The sequence below is a fragment of the Paenibacillus doosanensis genome (assembly GCF_025060755.1).
Taxonomy (GTDB): Bacteria; Bacillota; Bacilli; order Paenibacillales; family NBRC-103111; genus Paenibacillus_S; species Paenibacillus_S doosanensis.
Genome location: NZ_JANYUY010000008.1, coordinates 125,184 through 144,775, shown reverse-complemented (window position 1 = coordinate 144,775; position 19,592 = coordinate 125,184). Strand labels below are relative to the sequence as shown.

At 53.9% G+C, this 19,592-nt stretch carries 15 protein-coding genes; 11 read left to right on the top strand and 4 right to left on the bottom strand.

What is annotated here, in order from left to right; all coding sequences use genetic code 11:
* The first annotated feature begins 11 nt into the window (after positions 1 to 11).
* From N0M98_RS09250 to N0M98_RS09210, 9 genes are all read left to right on the top strand, one after another.
* Positions 12 to 1,031 (top strand): Gfo/Idh/MocA family protein, encoded by a 1,020-nt coding sequence (locus N0M98_RS09250; RefSeq protein ID WP_259617637.1) that lies wholly within the window; start codon positions 12 to 14, stop codon positions 1,029 to 1,031.
* Complete coding sequence (locus N0M98_RS09245) at positions 1,024 to 2,043, top strand: Gfo/Idh/MocA family protein (protein ID WP_249861688.1); 1,020 nt, start codon at positions 1,024 to 1,026, stop codon at positions 2,041 to 2,043. Before N0M98_RS09250 ends, N0M98_RS09245 begins: the two co-directional genes overlap by 8 nt.
* Before the next feature lie 37 nt (positions 2,044 to 2,080).
* A complete protein-coding gene (locus N0M98_RS09240) occupies positions 2,081 to 2,665 on the top strand; it encodes an HAD-IIIA family hydrolase (protein ID WP_259617636.1) in 585 nt (194 codons plus the stop codon).
* A gap of 189 nt (positions 2,666 to 2,854) precedes the next feature.
* Positions 2,855 to 4,498, top strand: coding sequence for an ABC transporter substrate-binding protein (locus tag N0M98_RS09235; RefSeq protein WP_259617635.1), 1,644 nt, complete (start codon positions 2,855 to 2,857; stop codon positions 4,496 to 4,498).
* 158 nt (positions 4,499 to 4,656) lie between these two features.
* Positions 4,657 to 5,184 carry a hypothetical protein gene (locus tag N0M98_RS09230; protein WP_249861691.1) on the top strand — a complete coding sequence of 176 codons (528 nt, stop codon included), beginning with the start codon at positions 4,657 to 4,659 and terminating at the stop codon, positions 5,182 to 5,184.
* A 248-nt stretch (positions 5,185 to 5,432) separates the two neighbouring features.
* On the top strand, positions 5,433 to 6,047 hold the full coding sequence (locus tag N0M98_RS09225) for a nucleotidyltransferase family protein (protein ID WP_249861692.1): 615 nt from the start codon (positions 5,433 to 5,435) through the stop codon (positions 6,045 to 6,047).
* A gap of 118 nt (positions 6,048 to 6,165) precedes the next feature.
* Positions 6,166 to 7,221: an ABC transporter ATP-binding protein gene (locus N0M98_RS09220; protein WP_259617634.1), complete on the top strand. Its 1,056-nt coding sequence runs from the start codon at positions 6,166 to 6,168 to the stop codon at positions 7,219 to 7,221.
* On the top strand, positions 7,218 to 8,030 hold the full coding sequence (locus N0M98_RS09215) for an ABC transporter permease (RefSeq protein WP_249861694.1): 813 nt from the start codon (positions 7,218 to 7,220) through the stop codon (positions 8,028 to 8,030). Before N0M98_RS09220 ends, N0M98_RS09215 begins: the two co-directional genes overlap by 4 nt.
* Before the next feature lie 6 nt (positions 8,031 to 8,036).
* The gene (locus N0M98_RS09210; RefSeq protein ID WP_249861695.1) at positions 8,037 to 8,858 is read left to right on the top strand and encodes an ABC transporter permease; all 822 of its coding nucleotides are present in this window, start codon (positions 8,037 to 8,039) and stop codon (positions 8,856 to 8,858) included.
* A gap of 216 nt (positions 8,859 to 9,074) precedes the next feature.
* On the opposite strand, the gene gerQ is transcribed toward N0M98_RS09210, so the two are convergent.
* From gerQ to N0M98_RS09190, 4 genes are all read right to left on the bottom strand, one after another.
* A complete protein-coding gene (gene gerQ, locus N0M98_RS09205) occupies positions 9,075 to 9,524 on the bottom strand; it encodes a spore coat protein GerQ (protein ID WP_375295466.1) in 450 nt (149 codons plus the stop codon).
* Between the two features lie 194 nt (positions 9,525 to 9,718).
* Positions 9,719 to 10,546, bottom strand: coding sequence for an aldo/keto reductase (locus tag N0M98_RS09200; RefSeq protein ID WP_259617632.1), 828 nt, complete (start codon positions 10,544 to 10,546; stop codon positions 9,719 to 9,721).
* Positions 10,547 to 10,706: 160 nt separating this feature from the next.
* Positions 10,707 to 12,263: an ABC-F family ATP-binding cassette domain-containing protein gene (locus N0M98_RS09195; protein ID WP_249861698.1), complete on the bottom strand. Its 1,557-nt coding sequence runs from the start codon at positions 12,261 to 12,263 to the stop codon at positions 10,707 to 10,709.
* A 522-nt stretch (positions 12,264 to 12,785) separates the two neighbouring features.
* Complete coding sequence (locus tag N0M98_RS09190) at positions 12,786 to 13,295, bottom strand: GyrI-like domain-containing protein (RefSeq protein ID WP_249861699.1); 510 nt, start codon at positions 13,293 to 13,295, stop codon at positions 12,786 to 12,788.
* A 795-nt stretch (positions 13,296 to 14,090) separates the two neighbouring features.
* Here N0M98_RS09190 and N0M98_RS09185 point away from each other — a divergent pair.
* Together N0M98_RS09185 and N0M98_RS09180 are read left to right on the top strand one after the other, a co-directional pair.
* The gene (locus N0M98_RS09185) at positions 14,091 to 14,492 is read left to right on the top strand and encodes a hypothetical protein (protein ID WP_259617631.1); all 402 of its coding nucleotides are present in this window, start codon (positions 14,091 to 14,093) and stop codon (positions 14,490 to 14,492) included.
* 131 nt (positions 14,493 to 14,623) lie between these two features.
* Positions 14,624 to 19,420, top strand: coding sequence for an NEAT domain-containing protein (locus tag N0M98_RS09180; protein ID WP_259617630.1), 4,797 nt, complete (start codon positions 14,624 to 14,626; stop codon positions 19,418 to 19,420).
* The last annotated feature ends 172 nt before the right edge of the window (positions 19,421 to 19,592 follow it).

Sequence of the window (19,592 nt, the reverse complement as noted above, 5' to 3'; positions counted from 1 at the left end):
AGCGCGTTGCTATGAAAGCAGCAGTATTGGGCTGCGGTATTATGGGAAAAACGCATGCCAGAAACTGGCCGTCCGTGCCGGGAGTGCGGCTTGTCGGCGTCTGCGATGCGGATCGTCCGACGGCGGAGAAGGTTGCCGAGGAGAACGGCACGAAGGCGTACGCAAGTCTGGAGGAGATGCTCGAAGCGGAGCGTCCGGATGTGCTGAGCGTCTGTCTGCCGACTTATTTGCATAAGCCGTACGTGCTTCAGGCCGCCGGGGCGGGCGTGCATATCGTCTGCGAGAAGCCGATCGCGCCGACGCTGGAGGACGCCGAAGACATCATCGCAGGCTGCCGGTCGCACGGGGTCAGGCTGTTCATCGCGCAGGTCGTGCGTTTTTTCCCGAGCTACCGGGATTTGGCGGCGAAGGTGCGCGCAGGAGCCATCGGCGAGCCGGGCGTCATGCATACGAAGCGGATCGGCGGTCATCCGGGCAAAGCGAAGGCTTGGTATTACGACCGCGAGAAGAGCGGCGGCGTCATTCTCGATCTGCTCATTCACGACATCGATTATATGCGCAGTGTCTTCGGCGAAGTCGACACGGTGTTCGCCTTGAACCGCGTGACGGAGGAGACGGATTACGCGCTCGTCACGCTGCGCTTCAAGCAGGGAGCGATTGCGAATCTGGAAGGCCATTGGGGCTATCCGGGGCCGTTCACGACGGCGGCGGAATTTGCCGGAACGAAGGGCGTGCTGCGCTTCCACTCGGATGATGCGGTATCGCTGCGGGTGCATGCGTCCCGCCAATCGGCGGAGGACGGGCCGAAGGTGGCGGTGCCGAAAAGCCCCGCCTATCATGACCCGTATTATTACGAGCTGGAGCATTTTGCGGATTGCATCCGCAGCGGCGAGGAGCCGATCGTGACGGCGGAGGACGCCTACCGCGCCATGGAGATCGCCCATGCGGCGATCGCCTCCGCGAAGTCGGGGCAGCCGGTCCGGATGGACGAATTTGCCCGCGGCGGGAAGGGAGGAAGCCTTCATGTCTGAACAAACCAAAGTGAACATCGGCGTCATCAGTCTCGCCCATTCTCATGGACGCAGCTATTTCCGCGAGCTGGCATCGATGCCCGGCGTGGAAATCGCCGGCATCGCCGACAGCGATAAGCTGCGGGCTCAGCCGCTGGCGGACTCGCACGGCGCTTCGTATTATGAGGATTACCGCGAGCTGCTCGCGCGGCCGGAGCTGGATGCGGTCGTGATCTGCTCCGAGAATATCCATCATGCGCAGCTTGCGATCCACGCGGCCCGGGCGGGCAAGCATATATTGTGCGAGAAGCCGCTCGGGACGACGGTTCCCCAGATGCAGGCGATGATCGCAGCCAGCGAGGAAAACGGCGTCCTGCTGATGACGGCGTTCCCGTGCCGCTACCTGCCTGCCGTCGTGCAGGCGAAGGAAGCCGTGGACCGCGGGGCCGTCGGCGACATCCTCGCGATCAAAGGCACGAACCGCGGCTCCATGCCGGGCGGCTGGTTCGTCGATCCGGCGCTGTCCGGCGGCGGGGCGGTGCTCGACCATACCGTGCACGTGATGGATCTGATGCGCTGGTTCCTCGGCAGCGAACCGGCGCGCGTATACGCCGAGATGGGCACGCTGTTCCACGATCTGCCGGTCGAAGACTCGGGCATGGTGCATGTGACGTTCGAGAGCGGCGTCATCGCCGTGCTCGACACGAGCTGGTCGCGCAGCAAGTCGTTCCCGTTCTGGGGCGACGTGACGATGGAAATTATCGGAACGGAAGGCGTTATCAGCGTCGATGCGTTCGGACAGAAGAACGAAGTGTACAGCGACGAAGCGGGCAAAGCGCAGTGGAGCCACTGGGGCGACCGGATGGACCGCTATATGCTGCTCGATTTCGTCCGCGCCGTCCGCGAGAGGGGGCAGGCGCCGATCAGCGGCGAAGACGGCATGCGCTCCGCGGCGGTGGCGCTGGCCGCCTATGAATCCGTGCGCCGCAAGGCGTCGGTTGATATGAAGGACATTTTGGGGCCGACGGTGTAGTCCTTTTTTGAGCAGATGGCTCTACAGGGAAGAAAATATGGGGTTCATAGGATTCGAATATGCCGATGAGGGAGAGATGGGGATGAAGTATCAGGCGGTCTTTGTAGACAGAGACGGTACGATCGGCGGGAACGGGCATTTCGTACACCCGAAGGAGTTTCGCCCGTATTCTTTTTCGGAGGAAGCTATCGGCATGCTCAGGGCGTCAGGACTTCGCCTGTTCGCATTTACGAATCAGCATAGAATTTCCCGGGGCGAAGCGGCCGAAGAAGATTTTTACGAGGAGTTCGCAAAGCTCGGGTTCGAGCAAGCGTATATTTGCCCGCATGAACCGAATCAAGGTTGCGATTGCCATAAGCCGGCGCCGGGGATGCTGCTCCGCGCCGCGCGGGAGCATGCCCTCGATTTGACCCGATGCATCGTCATCGGCGACGTTGGCTCGACGGATCTACTGGCCGCAGCGGCCGTAGGCGCTACGAAAATATTGGTCAGAACGGGCTGGGGAGAAGGCTCCATCGGACGTTACCGCAACAGTTGGGCGCAAACGGAGCCGGACTACGTGGCCGATGATTTGCTGGATGCGGCCTTGTGGGTTGTAGAGCAGAACAACACACGACTTTAACAGCGGTTGGAACCCCGTATCCAATTCCCACTGCATGCACAAACGTATCGGTTTCGACAAGGACCCAGCCGCTAGGCTGGGTTATTTTGGTATTGAAGGGCTGTTCTTTTTGAATTACAATGAGATCAATGATAATGATTCTCATGTGATGCTTGCTTGCAAGAGCAGTCATCGCCGGGAGAGAGGGCCATGATAACTTACAGTGAATTTCAAGGAGAAGCGGGCCCGCCGACGCTGGACGAAACGGCGTTCAGACTGCGCGGCGCAGAGCTGCTCAAGGGAGAAGGATGCCTGGTCGAGCAGCGGCTGCTTAATTCGTATACGTTGATCGTCGTATCCGGCGGCGAAGGACTGCTGAAGCTGAACGAGGACGAAGGTTTGCTTCGCCCCAATACGGCGTACACGGCGAATCCGGGCGATACGATCGGCATTATGTCGGAGGCCGCCGAAGGGGTGCGGCTTTTTGTGCTCAGCTTTGACGTGTTCCGGGAAGAGCGTCTGCCGGATGCGGGTACGGCGTATTTTCAAGGTGGAGCGGCTCCGCTGTATCCCGAGCAAGGAAGCGCTCAAGTTCCGGTAACCGCGCCCATTGTAACCTTATGCGATACGGTGTACGGCCATTGGCAATCCGGCGACCCGCTGGAGCGGTTCCGCAGCCAGTCGGCATTTCAGGAATTGCTGTACCTGCTTATGAAGCACAGCCTGTACGGCTCGGATCGCGGCGCCCGATCCGGGCTGGAGCTGTCGAAGCGGTATATGGACGCGCATTTTCATGAGAAAATATCGGTGGAACAGCTGGCCGGCATGACCGGCTTAAGTCCTAAATATTACGTCGATTTGTTCAAAAAAACGTATGATATCGGGGTTACGGATTATTTGACCCTGCTGCGGATGAACCGGGCCAAGCAGCTGATGAGCCAAGCCGATCACCGGCTGAAGGATTTGGCCCAGCAGATCGGCTATAGCGACGAATATTATTTCAGCCGCAAGTTCAAGCAGGAGACGGGCGTTTCTCCGACCGTCTATATGAACAGCAGACGGCGCAAAATCGCCGCGTACCAGATTCCGATCACAGGCCAGCTGCTGGCTCTGAAAATGATCCCTTACGCGGCGCCGCTTCATCCGAAATGGACCGGATATTATTACAAGATGTACGGCTCCGAAATCCCGGTTCATCTGAGCGCCTACCGGTTTAACCAAGACTGGGAGGCGAATATCGAGAAGCTCCGGCTGCAGCCTCCCGATCTTATTCTTAGCCCTGATACGGTCGGCGGCCAAGAGCGGGAGCTGCTTGAGCGGCTCGGAGAGGTCTATTTCGTTCCTTCAAAGGCGACCTGGCGGGAGCAGCTGCTGTGGACCGCGCAAACGTTAAGGGAAGAAGGGGAAGCGGCGGCTTGGCTGCAAAGCTACGAGAAAAAGGTCAAGGAAGTCCGGGAACGTCTGGAGCGGGAAATCGGCGATGAATCCTGCCTGATCCTGAGCTTCAACGAGCGGACCGTGAACGTGTACAACAGCCGCAGCGTCAGAGAAGTGCTGTACGGCGATTTGCAGCTGCGGCCGGCTTGCGATCCCGGTGCGGCTCAGCCGGTGCAGCCGGTGACGGTAGAAAGGCTGGCCGAGCTGGACGCCCAGCGCTTGTTTGTGATGATCCGGCAGGAGCCCGTCTCGCTTGCCGGCTGGCAAGCGCTGCGGCAGTCTCCGGCGTGGCGGGATTTGAGGGCGGTGCGCACTCATAAAGTGAGCATCGTCCCGTCGAGCCCGTGGCGCGAATATTCGGCTTCCGCCCACTACCGGATTATCGGCGATATGCTGGAGCTGGTTGCGCGCAAATAGTCCCGGTCTGATGGATATCATCTATTGTGCAGGGAGCGGCTGATCGCATACGACCGGCGGCGGGGATTCAGGGGCAAGAATTCGGCGGTAGGCTTCACTTTTTGCCGTGTGGGCACATATAGTAAAAGTATCCATAGGCAAAGGTGGAGTTTTGAACGATGGCAATGAACAACCGGCAATATTCAACCGAATTTGACGAAGTATACAAGCTGCTGCTGCAGCTGAGCGTCAGCATACAGCATATCCGGGAAACGTCGTTTCACTTGACGAGAGCCGGGGGAGGCGCGCTGCCTCCGGCATGGAGCGGATTCCAGCATTTTTTTCAAACTGGCGAGTATTTCCATCACCGTTGTCAAGGGTACGTAGAGAGCCTGCTCGTCACCGGAGGCTATGCTCCGCGGTCCGTTAACATCTGGGTCAATCAGCTCGTCTACACGGCCAATGAGCATTTCAAGCAGGCGATGCCGTATTGGGACCAAGTGATGCGCAGCCCGGGCTTCGCCGCGCTGCCGCAGTTTGCCGCGCTGGATCGGCAGCTGAAGGAGTTTTGGCCGACGGAGGGCCGGATCATGGTGGCGGCGAACCGGTTGAATACGGCGGCGCCCCCTTCCGGCAAGGCAACCCAGCCGGCTGCGGGGCAAGCCGCCGCAGGAATTCCTCCCGCCCCCGCTCCCGCAGGGCAATAAGAATTGTTGTAAGCTTTGGCAAGCCATTTAGCCATAAGACGGTAAGCAAGACCGCTTTTAATGGAACTGGAAACGGAATAAGAACGACAACAGGCTGCCGCGTACATTACCGGCAGCTTCATTTTTTATTTGCCGGGCCGTCATGTTCAATAACTGCTGACGCAGGAAAATAATGGTCGTCCCTAGAATGTTTAATGATCTGTTTTGACGCTTTTTTTAGCGTTTCTTTTATTGAGGAGGTGAAGCTGATGGCTAGCTGGGAAAAAGCTTTATTGAAGATATGTGAGCTTTTAGAATCAAATTCAAATTTGGAATGGATATTAGTGGGCTCGGTCGGTTCGGTTTTGCAGGGATGCGATATGATCCCGGGCGATGTAGATATTTATGTGAAGAACCAAGCGGACGTTGCGCAATTTGCACACCTGCTTAAAGATTTTTCGCTGGTGTCCAGATGCGAGCTGCCTTACGGGGATCAATGGTTATCTTCGTTGGAAGAGCCGATTTTTACACAAACCTTCGGGTCGGGGTTCACATGGACAAAGGGGCGTTGGCGGATAGAAGATTTCAAAGTTGAAGTCGTTCAAATATCGAATTCGGCGGGTATTCCCGATTCATTGGACGGGGATGGAATTTGGGAAGGCGGGCGATTCATATGGAGCCATTGTAGGAACGTAACCTTTGGAAGGCACACAGTTCCTACGGTTCCTTTAGAAATACAATTGGAATCGAACTTAAGACGAAAACGAGCCGATAGAGTACAATCCATATTGGCAGCGTTAAAACAGTATGGTTACGATGAAAAATTAATTCAAAAAGCGTTATCCAGAGAGAACCTCATTTATTTTTCCACTGAAATGGATTAAAGCTATGCTGCTTTTTTATTGCCTAGACATCATGCCGCTCCCTTATAAAAAATAAATGTACCAAATAATGTAAAAGATGCTATAATACATTTCACGATTCATTAAGCATTATGGGGGGATGAGACAGGTGCCGCTGATCGAAGTCAATCATGTACGCAAAGTGTTCGAAATGAACGTAAGAAGGGAAGGCAGGTTCGGAACGATGCTTAGTCTCGTAAGACCGGAGAAGCGGGAAGTAGTCGCTGTCGAAGATATTTCCTTCACGATCGAACGCGGGGAAAGCGTCGCTTATCTCGGACCGAACGGAGCCGGCAAATCGACGACGATCAAGATGCTTACGGGGGTATTGGAACCGAGCGGAGGGGAGCTTCGGGTAGCCGGCAGGGTGCCGCACCGAAACCGCAAGCTGAGCAGCTATCAAATCGGGGTCGTATTCGGGCAGAGAAGCCAACTGTTGTTCGACCTGCCGGTTCAGGATTCGTTTGATTTCCTGCGGTATATGTACAGCATTTCATGGGAGCGCTATCACCGCAATCTGAAGGAATATGCGGAGCTTCTGGAGGTGTCGCATCTGCTGAAGCGGCCGGTAAGAACGTTGTCGCTCGGGCAGCGGATGCGGTGTGAAATTTTGGCGGCGCTCCTGCACGATCCCGATATTTTATTTCTGGACGAGCCCACGATCGGTCTGGATGTCGTAGCCAAGGAGCGAATCCGCGCCTTTATTGAGAGCATCAACCGCGAGCAAGGAGTCACGCTGCTCTTGACGACCCACGACATGCACGATATTGAACGGCTCTGCCATCGAACGATGATCATCGATAAGGGAAAGCTGATCTATGACGGCAGTCTCCAATATATTAGGGATCATTTTGCAACGGAACGTCAAATCCGCGCGGTCTTCTCCGACCCCGCAGCGGCGTCGAACGCAGCTCAAGTGTTCGCCGGCATGCGCGAGGTGGCCGTCCATACGGAAGAGCAGGTGGTCCGGGTAACCTACGACCAGCACGCGACGGATACGTCGGAGCTGCTGAGGCTCCTGCTGCAGAAGGCGAATCCGCGGGATTTGACGATGCAGGACGAGAGCATCGATGCGCTGATCAGCCGCATTTACCGCGAAGGGATCGATTCGGGGGCAAGGCGGCCGGCGGCAAGTGTGGGGGGATCGGGCAGATGATGCAGGCCGTTCAGCGTATCGCCGGGATGTCGCGGATTGCCGTCCGCCAGCGCATGCAATTCCGGTTCGATTTTGTTATGACGCTGATTTCGACGTTGATGTTCAGCGTTATGTACTACATGTTGTGGAAAGCGATTTATTGGTATTCCACGGAAACGGCGCTGCCTTGGGAGCAGCTGATCACTTACGTTATGGTGGGGCAAGCGATCAACTTCGCCCGCTGGTCTCCGGCGGAACGCGCGCCGACCTATGCGATGGCGTCTAGGGTGCGGAACGGAGATATCGCGCTCGACCTGATCCGCCCCGTCGATTTTCAAGCGCAGCGATTCGTAGAGGCGGCCGGCTTTTTCGCCGTGGAGATGCTCTGGGTGAACCTGCCCGCCATGCTGCTGCTTATTTTCATACTCGGCATTTCCCCGCCTCCGGATGCGGCCGCCGCTCTCGGATTCGCCGCGAGTCTGTGCATCGGCTTCCTGGTGGCGTTCAGCATCAATTCTATCATTATGATGATTTCCTTTATGACGACGAACACGTTCGGCGTACAACTGGCGAAGCGGGCCGTCGTCGATATATTCGCCGGTACGCTGATTCCCTTTGAGTTTTTCCCCGGGACGCTGCGCACGATCATGGAATATTTGCCGTTCCAAGCGATGGCTTATATCCCGCTCTCGATTTATACAGGCAAGTTATCCGGCGGGGCCATGCTGCAAGCGCTGCTGGAACAAGCGGTATGGGCTTTCATCATGATAGCGGTCAGCCGGCTGCTCTGGATGAAAGCCGCCAAAAGGCTGACGATCAATGGAGGGTGAGAAGGGATGCTCGTACCCAAACGAAATTGGCTGCAGCAAGCCGGCTTTTTAACCGGGCTGTACGGTCAATATCTCAAGGTCTACTTGAAAACGCTCGTCGAATACCGGGCGGATACGCTGATTGCGCTGGTTGCCGGTATTGTGGCGCAGGGAAGCACGCTGCTTTTCTTGACGGTCATCTTTCAGAAAATTCCGAAGCTGGCGGATTGGAGCTTTTATGAGCTTGTCTTCTTGTTCGGGCTCGCCGCTACGGGCAAATCGATCAATCAAGCGTTTTTCAACGCTCCGTTCTCGTTAACGGGGTATATCCGCCGCGGTCAAATGGACATCATGATGATCCGTCCCGTGGGCGTGCTGCTGCAGGCGATCGGAAGCTCGCAGGAATTGAACGGCGTCGGTCAGCTAGTGACCGGCATTGCGATCATGGGCTTCGCCGGGGCCCATCTTGATCTGCAGTGGACGGCGGGGACGCTGCTGTACGTTGTGATAGCGCTGCTGAGCAGCGCCGTTATCCAGTTCGCCGTCCTGCTGACGATCAGCGTGCTGACATTCTGGGTTCAAGAGGTGCGCTCGGTCATCTACCCGGTGAACTGGCTCTACGATTTTACCAGATATCCGCTTGAAATTTTTCACCCGCTGCTGCGAGGGCTTCTGACTTATGTCATCCCTTACGCGCTCGGCAGCTTCTTTCCGGCGGCGTTCCTGCTGAGGCCGGAGAGTTACGGCTGGGCGATGTGGGGCGTGCCGGCCGCAGCCGTTATCACGATGTCGCTGGCTTACTGCCTATGGACCTTCGGCATAAGGCGTTATTCCAGCGTAGCGGGTTGAATGCTCGTCGCGTCGGCCGGTTTAATGCGGCGGAGCGGAGGAAATCGAGAGGCGGCTGCACATCGGGGCCGCATAACAAAATGGTTGAACAGTCCGATTACGCGCTGTTCAACCATTTTTTGCAGCATTTAACGTTTTTTACAGCGATCAAGCGCTGTTAAGCGGTATTCCGGGCGGGCGAATCCCTATCCGCCCATCGGCACGGCCTGCAACTGTTTACCGCTGCTGCGCGAAAGGATAGCTGTACTGCAGCTCTCCTTCGAACGTAACGTAATCGAGATTGACCATCAGCAGCAGGTAACGCATGCCGGTTTTCGGGTCGCTGATAATAATGTGATCGCGGCCTGCGGCTTCAATGCGGCCTTTGAAAATTTTGGCGTTCCACTCGCTGTTGTTTTCGTAGGTCATGTAGAACGTGCCGATTTTGCCGAGATTAAGCCGCAATATGTTCTCGATATACGACTGCTCGATGGGCAGCCCCGGCTGCATCATCTGCTGGGAGGGGGCTCCTCCACCTCCGGGCGGCTGCATTATGTATCCTCCGCCAGGCCCTGCCGGTCCGGCTGCAGGAGCTCGTTGGACCGTAGGCTGGCCAGCGAAGCCTTGCTGCAAGCCCGGGAAACCGCCGAATTGCTGCGCTCCTGCATTGTTGTACGTGTTGTTCATCATTTGGCTGATTCCTCCTTAATCAAGAGTAAATGACTCCTACATTAATTACTATTATGGACGCTTGGACAATTAGACGTGTTGGAGGATAAAAAAAGTACTTGCAGGGGAAGGACAGGCGGCAGCCGCGCCAAAAAGCCGCCGTCTCGCGGGGGACGGCGGCTTCCTGCTAGTGCAGAGGCGGCAAGCCTAAGCTAGAAGTTAAAGTTATCCGGATCGGGGCCGAAGCGGTGGTCTTCGTTAAGCGCATCGAGCTTCGTCATATCGTCCCCCGAGAGCTCGAAGTCGAAGATATTGCCGTTCTCGCGGATACGGCTTTCGGTAATCGACTTAGGAATGACGACGACGCCGTTTTGCAGATCCCAGCGCAAAATAATTTGCGCCGGCGTCTTGCCGTATTTCGCACTCAGCTCGGACAGCAGCGGCAGATCCAAGTGGCCTTGCATAAGCGGACTCCACGCTTCCATCTGAATTCCGTTCTCGCGGCAGAAGCTGCGCAGCTTCTGTTGGCTTAAGCGGGGGTGCAGCTCCACTTGGTTCACCATCGGTTTGACTTCGCTTTGCGCCATAACGTCCTCAAGGTGGTGGACATGGAAGTTGCTGACGCCGATCGCTCGGACGGAGCCGTCCTTGTACAGCTTCTCCAGAGCGCGCCACGTATCTTTATATTTGCCTTTGACCGGCCAGTGAATCAGGTAAAGGTCTACGACGTCGAGGCCCAGCTTGCGGCGGCTTTCGTCGAATGCTTTCAGCGTGGAGTCGAAGCCTTGATCCGAGTTCCATACTTTGGTTGTGATGAACAGCTCGTCCCGGGCAATCCCGCTTTGTTTGATCGCTGCTCCTACGCCGTCCTCGTTGCCGTAGGCAGCCGCCGTATCGATGCTGCGGTAGCCTGCTTTCAGCGCTGCGGAAACGGACTGGATCACTTCGTCTCCGTTCTTGGTTTTCCATACGCCGAGGCCAAGCCACGGCATCTTAACGCCATTGCTCAGAACGGTGCTGTCGGAAATATGCTGGGTCATGATGATCCTCCTCCATGGTTGTAGTTTCCTTATTTATCATACCATAGGTTTCCTGCGAGACCAAAAAACGCCGGGCGGCGGAGCGTGAAGCACAGAGCACGGGTACGGCAAAAAACCTGCCTGACCGGATGCGGTCAAACAGGCCATATTGGTTAGCGAATTAGAACACTTTCGTCGTCCAAGACTCGCAGTTCCAGGTTTCCGTCACGATGTCGCGGTAAAATTCCGGTTCGTGGGAAATCATCAGAATGCTGCCTTTATACGCCTTCAACGCGCGCTTCAGCTCATCCTTGGCGTCCACGTCCAAATGGTTGGTCGGCTCGTCGAGCACGAGCAAATTCGTTTCGCGGTTGATCAGCTTGCACAGACGCACCTTCGCCTTCTCGCCGCCGCTCAGCACGGCAATTTTGCTCTCGATATGCTTGGTCGTCAGGCCGCATTTGGCCAGCGCCGCGCGAACCTCGAATTGAGTGAACGAAGGGAACTCATTCCATATTTCTTCGATACAAGTATTGTAGTTGGCATCCTTCATTTCCTGCTCGAAGTAGCCGATGTCGAGATTGTCCCCAAGCCGGACGGAGCCGGACAGCGCCTGAATTTCGCCTAGAATGCTCCGCAGCAGCGTCGTCTTCCCGATTCCGTTCGCGCCGACCAGCGCGATCTTCTGCCCGCGTTCCATACGCAGATCGAGCGGCCTGGATAACGGGCTGTCGTAACCGATGACCAGCTCTTGCGTTTCGAAAATCATTTTGCCGGACGTTCTGGCATCCTTAAAGTTAAATTGCGGCTTCGGCTTCTCCTTGGCCAGCTCGATAACGTCCATTTTATCCAGCTTCTTTTGTCTGGACATGGCCATATTGCGGGTAGCGACGCTCGCTTTGTTCCTGGCGACGAAATCCTTCAGGTCGGCAATCTCCTGCTGCTGGCGTTTGTATGCCGATTCGAGCTGCTGCTTCTTCATCTCGTACACTTGCTGGAAATGATCGTAGTCGCCGACATAGCGGGTCAGCTGCTGATTTTCCATATGATAGATCAGGTTAATGACGCTGTTCAAGAACGGAATGTCGTGCGAGATGAGAATAAATGCATTCTCATATTCCTGCAAATAGCGCTTCAACCACTCAATATGCTGTTCATCCAAATAGTTCGTAGGCTCGTCCAGGAGCAGAATATCCGGTTTCTCCAGCAGCAGCTTGGCCAGCAGCACTTTGGTCCGCTGTCCGCCGCTCAAATCGTTGACGTCCTTGTCCAGACCGATATCGGTCAGCCCCAGGCCGCGCGCGGTTTCCTCGATCTTGGCGTCGATCATATAGAAATCTTGATTGGTCAAAGTATCCTGAATCGTGCCGACATCCTCCAACAGCTGTTCCAGCTCTTCCGGGGATACCTCGCCCATCTTGGCATACATGTCGTTCATCTCCTGTTCCATGTCGAACAGGTATTGAAACGCGCCCTTCAGGACGTCGCGAATCGTCATCCCTTGACTGAGCACGGCATGCTGGTCGAGATAGCCGACGCGCATCCGCTTGGACCATTCGACTTTGCCGTCGTCCGGCTGCAGCTTGCCTGTAATAATGTTCATGAAGGTGGACTTGCCTTCGCCGTTCGCGCCGATGAGTCCGATGTGCTCGCCTTTGAGCAGGCGGAAGGAGACGTCGTTGAAGATGGCGCGGTCTCCAAAGCCGTGACTGAGTCGTTCTACATTTAATATGCTCATTAATGACACCTTTTCTAAGTAAACTTTTTTCTCGTACTATTATAAGCTTGAACAGGCGCAAAACTCAATGCGGCAGGCCGTGTATACCATAAATTTATATATGGGAAGAGGCAAGGGAAGGGCAGGCATCGTCTAGATGCCGGGGTTCGCTTCAAGGGGAGCGTAAGAAGCGAGGTGATTCGTCGTGTCCTGCGGTCGATAGAAGCTTCCATTCGCTGCTGCAGCGTCTACAAGGGAGACCGCTGACGCTGTTCCAACAGCGCATTTTTCAGAGAGTATAACGAAGATTTAGCAATTGGATCTTATTTTGTGCAATAGGTCAGGCAGAAGCGCAGGGCGATTTCCGTGAATCTAAAGAAGGGGGGAAAACGCCTGCTGCGTATGCGAAAGCATCTACAGGTCGCCGCCTCCGGTTTTTTCGAATGGCTGACTCAGTGAAACGGGTGAAATCCGGGAGCAGAGGCTAATCGCTTACGCTTTTCCAGATTCAAATGGCCCCTCCGCTCTTTTTTCACCAGGCTTCTAAGCGCCCTTGCGTTTAACGGGAATATAAATGTCCATCTGGACCTGCGTTCTTCCGGGAGCGCAGCGATCGTCGTACCATTCGAATTCGGGCGTGCCGGCGTGCTCGTATTCGGAGAAGGGCATCCATTGTTCGTGAATCGTTTTCCAAGTTTGCTGAATAGAAGAGCTGAACAGCTCCGGCGTTGTGAGCGGCGTCGTAAATACTGCATATTCGGCCCCCATGAAGGTGCGGCAGGCGAGCTCCTCGGGGACATGATCGAAATGCTCCGCTTCCATGCCGATCATATAAGTGAAGGTTCCGGACTCCATATCGAAGCTGTGACAAATGCCGAGCTCCACCGGATTGTCGCCGTGAACGCGGTTCGGTATGCGGCAGGACCACCCGTTCTGAAGATACTCTTGCCAGAAGGCGGGAATCTGCCGTTGATTTTCCCCGTCGCGCACCGATGTGCGCAGCTCGTACCCGATTGCTTTGAACGCCGGTTTGTTTACAATACGATATTCCATAGCCAATGTGTCCTCCAATACATTTCATCATCTTCGAGAGCCCTTTGTACAGACAGAGAAGTCTTCAAGAGAGCGCGAGGTTATTACTGTAAGTATATCGTAATATCGATTCGTATGAAACATACCGATTCAAGTCTGCCATTAGGCATTTAAGAGAATGATAATCAATATCATTTGTTTAGTCAATCCGTTTATATATAGAGAAATATTATAGATAGCGTTTTTCTTGCGGGTCGAGCTTTCCTGGGGCTGTCAAAGCCTAGGTATACCGGGCGTTTTCCCGGCTGCAGCCGTAATTTTGACTATTTTTGCTTTAAATAAGGCGCATTGACACATGAAAATACGGTATGTATCATCGGGTTGTGTATGAGTTTTCCATGCGCCGGAAATGCGGTGAATAAGCAGCCGGAAAGCGGGAAAAAGCAATGCCTCGAAACAGGGGCGAAAAAGTTTTTTGCCAAAAGCGGGTTGACAGTATTTTAAAAATGTGTATAAAATTGGATTGTCGATGGCGATGTACACGTCAGCGGCGATTCAAACATCAAGAGGACCTGTTTATAACGCGTGAAACAAGGACCTCTCAGCCGCAGGAAGTTTTTTTTTACTCACTAATTGATAATGATTATCATTATCTATAAAATCTGTCTTCTCTGTGGCAACGATAACTAGAAAGAGGGGTGAAGGCCGGTACGATTGATTTGATTTATGGTAGCTGATGCAGAGCTCGAATCCACGCCATTATTTAGTTTCTGAATACCATTAAACAATTTTAAAAAACCAAGGAGTGTGTTGAAGATGAATTTGTCCATGAAAAAAGCGTTCTCGATGATGCTGCTCGTGTTTGTCGTTGCCCTTGCGTTTGCCGTTCCTGCTTTCGCAGCAAGCCAGTCCTACGAGTTTTATTACCAAGGAGATCCGTCTTCGCCTTATAACTCCCATGTGAACGGATATATCGTCGGTGACGCAGATGTGACAGGAACGACAGTAACGATTACACTGGCTGGCGATAACTATGGCGACTTGCAAGCGGATAACGGCACTACCGGATTTGTAACGGCATCCAAATCGATTAATGGTAACGGCGATTCTGTTTTCACTTTCACTAACTCCGATCCATCGGAAGATATTGACACATTGCTTTATGTTAATGCCGGACCTCACACGCAAGCTTTCGATCTGACGATCCACTGGAACTAATCCGGAACGTAGTATAGCGCCATAAAATTGAAATGAATAAGCCAAGGCGAGAGGCGGTCTTTATTCGGCCGCTTTTCGCTTTGGCGTTTGCCTATGGTCCAAGACCGAATAAGAAGGAGTGTACATACACGTTGAAAAGCAATAGGAAGCAATCCATAGCTATATGGTTGTCGCTGGCTTTATTTCTGTCATCTTTTTTCTCCGCATTTCATATTAACACGGGAACAGCATTGGCTGCCGAAGCAATTACCGACGGAGAGCATGCAGCCCAATACCGTTATTTGAAAGACAACACGAACGAGTCTTCCGCTGCCAATCCCTTTATGTCCGTGGAAAACTCAGGGAAGCTGATTGTCCAGAATGGAAAAATACAATTTGAACATCAAATTACGAAAAGCAATTACAATTATTTTCAATACCTCGGTTTTCGTAAACCGGGAGCGGCTAAAGCTGTCATTAATCCTGTGACACAAGAAATTCAAGGGATGGACGGTTACCAGACTGTACCGGTTCGGGATGCGTCAGATAGTTCCGGCAACAAAATCGTAACGTACGATGTCGAAGACATCGCCAAGAAACCGGATGTCCTTATGCATATCGTTATTAAGAATGATCCTGCCTACCCGGGTTTGGATTATGACTACTGGTACAATGTGCAGTTGTCGATCAATACGGGCGATGAAGAATGCGCTACTATCGATCAGCCGGTGACGTTCAACTTGGAGCAGCTGCAAAGTCTTGTCGCCGAATCGAAGTCGGTAACGGCAAGCACGTATGAAGGAACGAATTTGGGAGAATATCCGACAGGCTCCAAGCAGCAGCTGAATACGAATATTTCGCTTGCGGAGGAATATATTGCATCCGGCAACCCTTCTCCCGAGCTGATTAACAGCGTCTACAACGCATTGACGAAAGCGTTGGATACGTATAAATTTAGCGTTAATTCTCAAGAAGGCAAGACAGAGCTTTTTGAGCAGTATTTTGCATCTCAGGAAGCTTATAAAAATATGCACGAGATCGGGTATGCGGAGTGTAAAGAAGGGTATACTTATCCTCCTGTCACACCGGGTGAGTATAGAAAAGGATCTAAGGATTCTCTGAATACGTATTTGACTTCAACTTCAAGCTCGACGATGCCGCGAACCGTATTGCAGAACGTGTACGCGACAGCAAGCCAAATTAGAACAGCAACGAATCGATTGAAATATTATCAACCAAACGAATACGCTGTTGTGGAAACGCCAAAGCTGATCGTGCTGGATTCACTGCAGCCTACCAGCGTGCCTTCGAATAAAGCTCCGGAGCTTGCCGGAACAGCTACATTTATCAATACGCTGGATAATTCTGACGCGTTGCGAGCCAATCTGACCTTCATTGGAGCGGCTCCGGAGGAGATGGTCCAATCCACAGCACATTTGTTCAGTCAAAATTACGGCGCAGGTTTCTCCATCGAGGGTCTCGATTACGCCAATGAAGCTCAGCGGGCGCTACCGCTGCTCAAGAGCTCCGACGAGCAAAAGAAAGTATATCAAGTGATCGTGCGCGGTTCAGGCAGCAGGGAGCCTTATTGGGAAGGCCGCTCCTATATCCGCTATAAACTGAACGGCGAAACGAAAGAAGTATACATCAGCTACAACGGCAATCAATTGGATGCGTTAAACCGGACGCTGAGCGAGGCGCAAAATTTGTATGACTATTCGGAACCATTGGCTGGACAGGAACAAGCATTTGCCGATGCGAAAGCCGATCTGCAGACGAAACTCGCTGACGCCAAGCCGATAGCGGCCAATCTGGCAGCCATTCGTCCCGACATTGTTGCGGCAAACGACGCTTTGACGCAGGCGCTCGACGTCTTTAAAACGACAGCGACAGCGGTTGAAGTTACTCCGCTGTATTACTCGGCTGTCGATGCAGCCGGAGATACGTTCTCCAGCATGGACAATTACTTCTTGAAGCCGGCTTCCGTAAGCACGGTCGGCGGAGCAACTTATGTTTCTTTCACGATTAAAGACAGCACGACGATCAAAGAGTTTAAAGTGAAGTCGGGCAATGAATATGTCGATACGACGGTTGTCAGCGAAGATACGGCAGCCAATACCCGGGTTGTCCGGTTCAAGGTAGATAACTTGGCTGCGTTGATTGACGCCAAAGTACACATCGTCGTTGCGGCGCAAAACTATGATAAAACGTACGATATTCGTTTGAACTTGAACGGTGTGGACAACAGCGCGCTGGCGCAAGCCGTGTCCGCTGCCAAAACGCTGATCCGGAGCGCGGTCGTCGGCACGGAGCCGGGCCAATATCCGCAAGCGGCCAAGGATGCGCTGCAAGCGGCCGTTAATACGGCCGGAGCCGAAGCGTCCAACGTAACGGGCACGACCGAGAAGTCTGCGGCTGCGCTGCAGGCGCTGGAGCAAGCGGTCAACACGTTCAAAGCATCCGTCAATGTGAAGAATCCCGATCCGGGAACTGGGATCGCCGACGGCGAATATGCGATCGATTTTGCAATTTACAAAAAAGGTTCTGACGAGAAGTCGGTTATGTATGATTATGTCGACGCCAAGAGCGGCAAATTGACGGTAATCGGCGGCAAATACTATGTATCTTTCGCGTTGAAGCAAAGCGCGGAGATCAAATCGTTCAAGACGGAAGTAAACGGCGTCTTGACGGAGACGGAAACGGTCAGCGAGGATACGGCGGCCAATACGCGCGTCGTTCGCTTTGAAGTCGGCGACCTGAACGCCCGCTTGAACGGCTGGGTGAAAATTTACTGGCAGCTGCCGCCTCCAATCGGCTTGTACGATCATGAGTACGAGGTTGAACTCGGCTTCAGCAACCTGCCTACAGGCAATCCGGAAAATCCGGGCAATCCCGATCCTTCCGTCGACAAGTCGCTGCTGCAATCCGTGATCGGAAATGCGCAAACGATATACAACAATGCGGTGGAAGGCAGCGCGTTCGGACAATATCCGGCAGGGTCGAAAGCAGAACTGCTGGCGGCGCTGGAGCAGGCGCAAGCCGTAAATGCAAATTCAGCGTCCACGCAGCAGCAGGTCGACGCAGCGAAAGCTTCGCTGCAACAAGCTCTTGACGCCTTCTTGGCTTTGGTTATTAAGACCGTGCAAACTTTGCCTGACGGCGAATACAAAATCGCTTATCAATTGTTCCAAAAGGGCACCGGCAATACGTCGCCGCTGGCTGACTATGCCGATCCGGCAAGCGGCAAGCTGGTCGTTCAAAGCGGTAAAATGTACGTTTCTCTCCAATTGAAAAAGAGCTCGGAGCTGACCAGCTTCCAGACTAAGCCTGACGGTTCGCTGGTTGATTCGATGGTGTTAGACACTGATGCCGCCGCCGATACGAGAATCGTTCGCTTCGACGTTGCGGATTTGACGAAACGTCTCGAAGGATTGGCCAAATCAACCGCCAACGGAGGGCAAGAATACGCGTTTGAAATCGGGTTCGGCGCGATTACCGTCGATTTGGCGAGTCCGGTCAAAGACGGCAATTACAGCTTCAGCTTCTCTGCATCCTCCAGCGACCCGGATGCGGCTCCAATCAGCAATTGGATGGAAAGCGCGGGAACGCTTAAGGTGCAAAGCGGCAAGCAGCTGGCAACCTTCAAGCTGAAAAAAGGAGTTACCGTCAAAACGATCAAGCAGTACAATCAAGACGGTTCCTTCAATAAAGACCTTACGCCGCAATACGCCGCAGCCCAGCCGGGTACGGTAAGAGCGCTGGCCAATGAAGAGACGACGAGCCTGCAATTCGAAACGGATGATTTGCAAGCGACTTATGCGCTCGCTCTGGCGGCAAGCGACGGAACGGAAGCGGAGTATAAGCTGCAGTTCAGCAGCGTAGCTCCCGTTAGCTCGATTCCGGGCACGATCGTGAACAATAACAACAGAAAAAACAGCAGCAGCGGCGGAAGCAGCGCTGTCGTTACAACGAATACGATTGCCGACGGCAAGTACAAGATGAACTACACCGTGCTGAAATACGGTACCGACGAGCAATCGGTTATGCAAACCTATGTCGTCACTCCGGGGCTGCTGACAGTGAAGAGCGGCAAGCAGTACTTCTCCTTCGAGCTCAAGCAAAGCAAGGAGATCACAGCCTTTAAGACCGATCTGAACGGCACCCTGAACGACGCAGCGGTGGTTAGCAATAATGAGGCGGCCAACACGCGCGTCGTGCAGTTCGAGGTGAGCGATCTGGCCTCCAAGCTGAAGGCATGGGTCAAAATCGATTGGGCTGAAATGAACTACTTCCATGAGTACGACGTTCAAATTACATTCGATCAAGCAAGCATGAGCAAAGTCAGCGATGATTTCACATTGGGCTCAGAAGCGGCTGCAGGTTCCGATAAGCCTTCGACTCCAAGCGCCAAAACGGATTTCGCCGACATGAAAAACCATTGGGCGAAGGCCGCGGTTGAACGGGCCGCCGCTCTCGGCATCGTCAACGGCTATGAGGACGGAAGCTTCCGTCCTGAAGGAGAGATCAGCCGTGCCGAATTTACCGTGATGGTAAGCCGCGCTCTTAAGCTGGACAGCAAAGGAACGAAGCTTCCATTCGCAGATATGAACAGCATCCCGTCTTGGGCGCTTCCATCTCTGGAGCAAGCCGTCGGGGCAGGCATCATTAACAGCTATGAAGACGGCACCTTCCGCGCCGACCGGAAAATTACGCGCGCCGAAATCGCCGTTATGGTGGCAAGAGCGCTGAAGCTGCCGCTGGATAACGCAGAGGCACCGGCTTTTGCCGACGCGAAACGGATCCCTGATTGGGCAACGGCTCAAGTTGCCGCAGCGGCTAAGGCAGGCATCATTAACGGCAGAGACAATAACTTGTTCGCACCGCAGGACAGAGCGACGCGCGCGGAAGCCGTTACGCTAATTGTTGCGATGCTGGATCATTCCAAGTAAAAGAACGCTGGAATTATGAGGAAGAAGCACCTTTCTGGCGCCGGCAGGCGGCAAGAGAGGCGCTTCTTTCTTTTTGCGGCGTCGAACTACTCTTTTATACCATCCGATTCGCCGTTTTTGACATTGGTTCTCGCGCGCGCATTCGCTACTATAAGAACATGTCGGAAGGGCA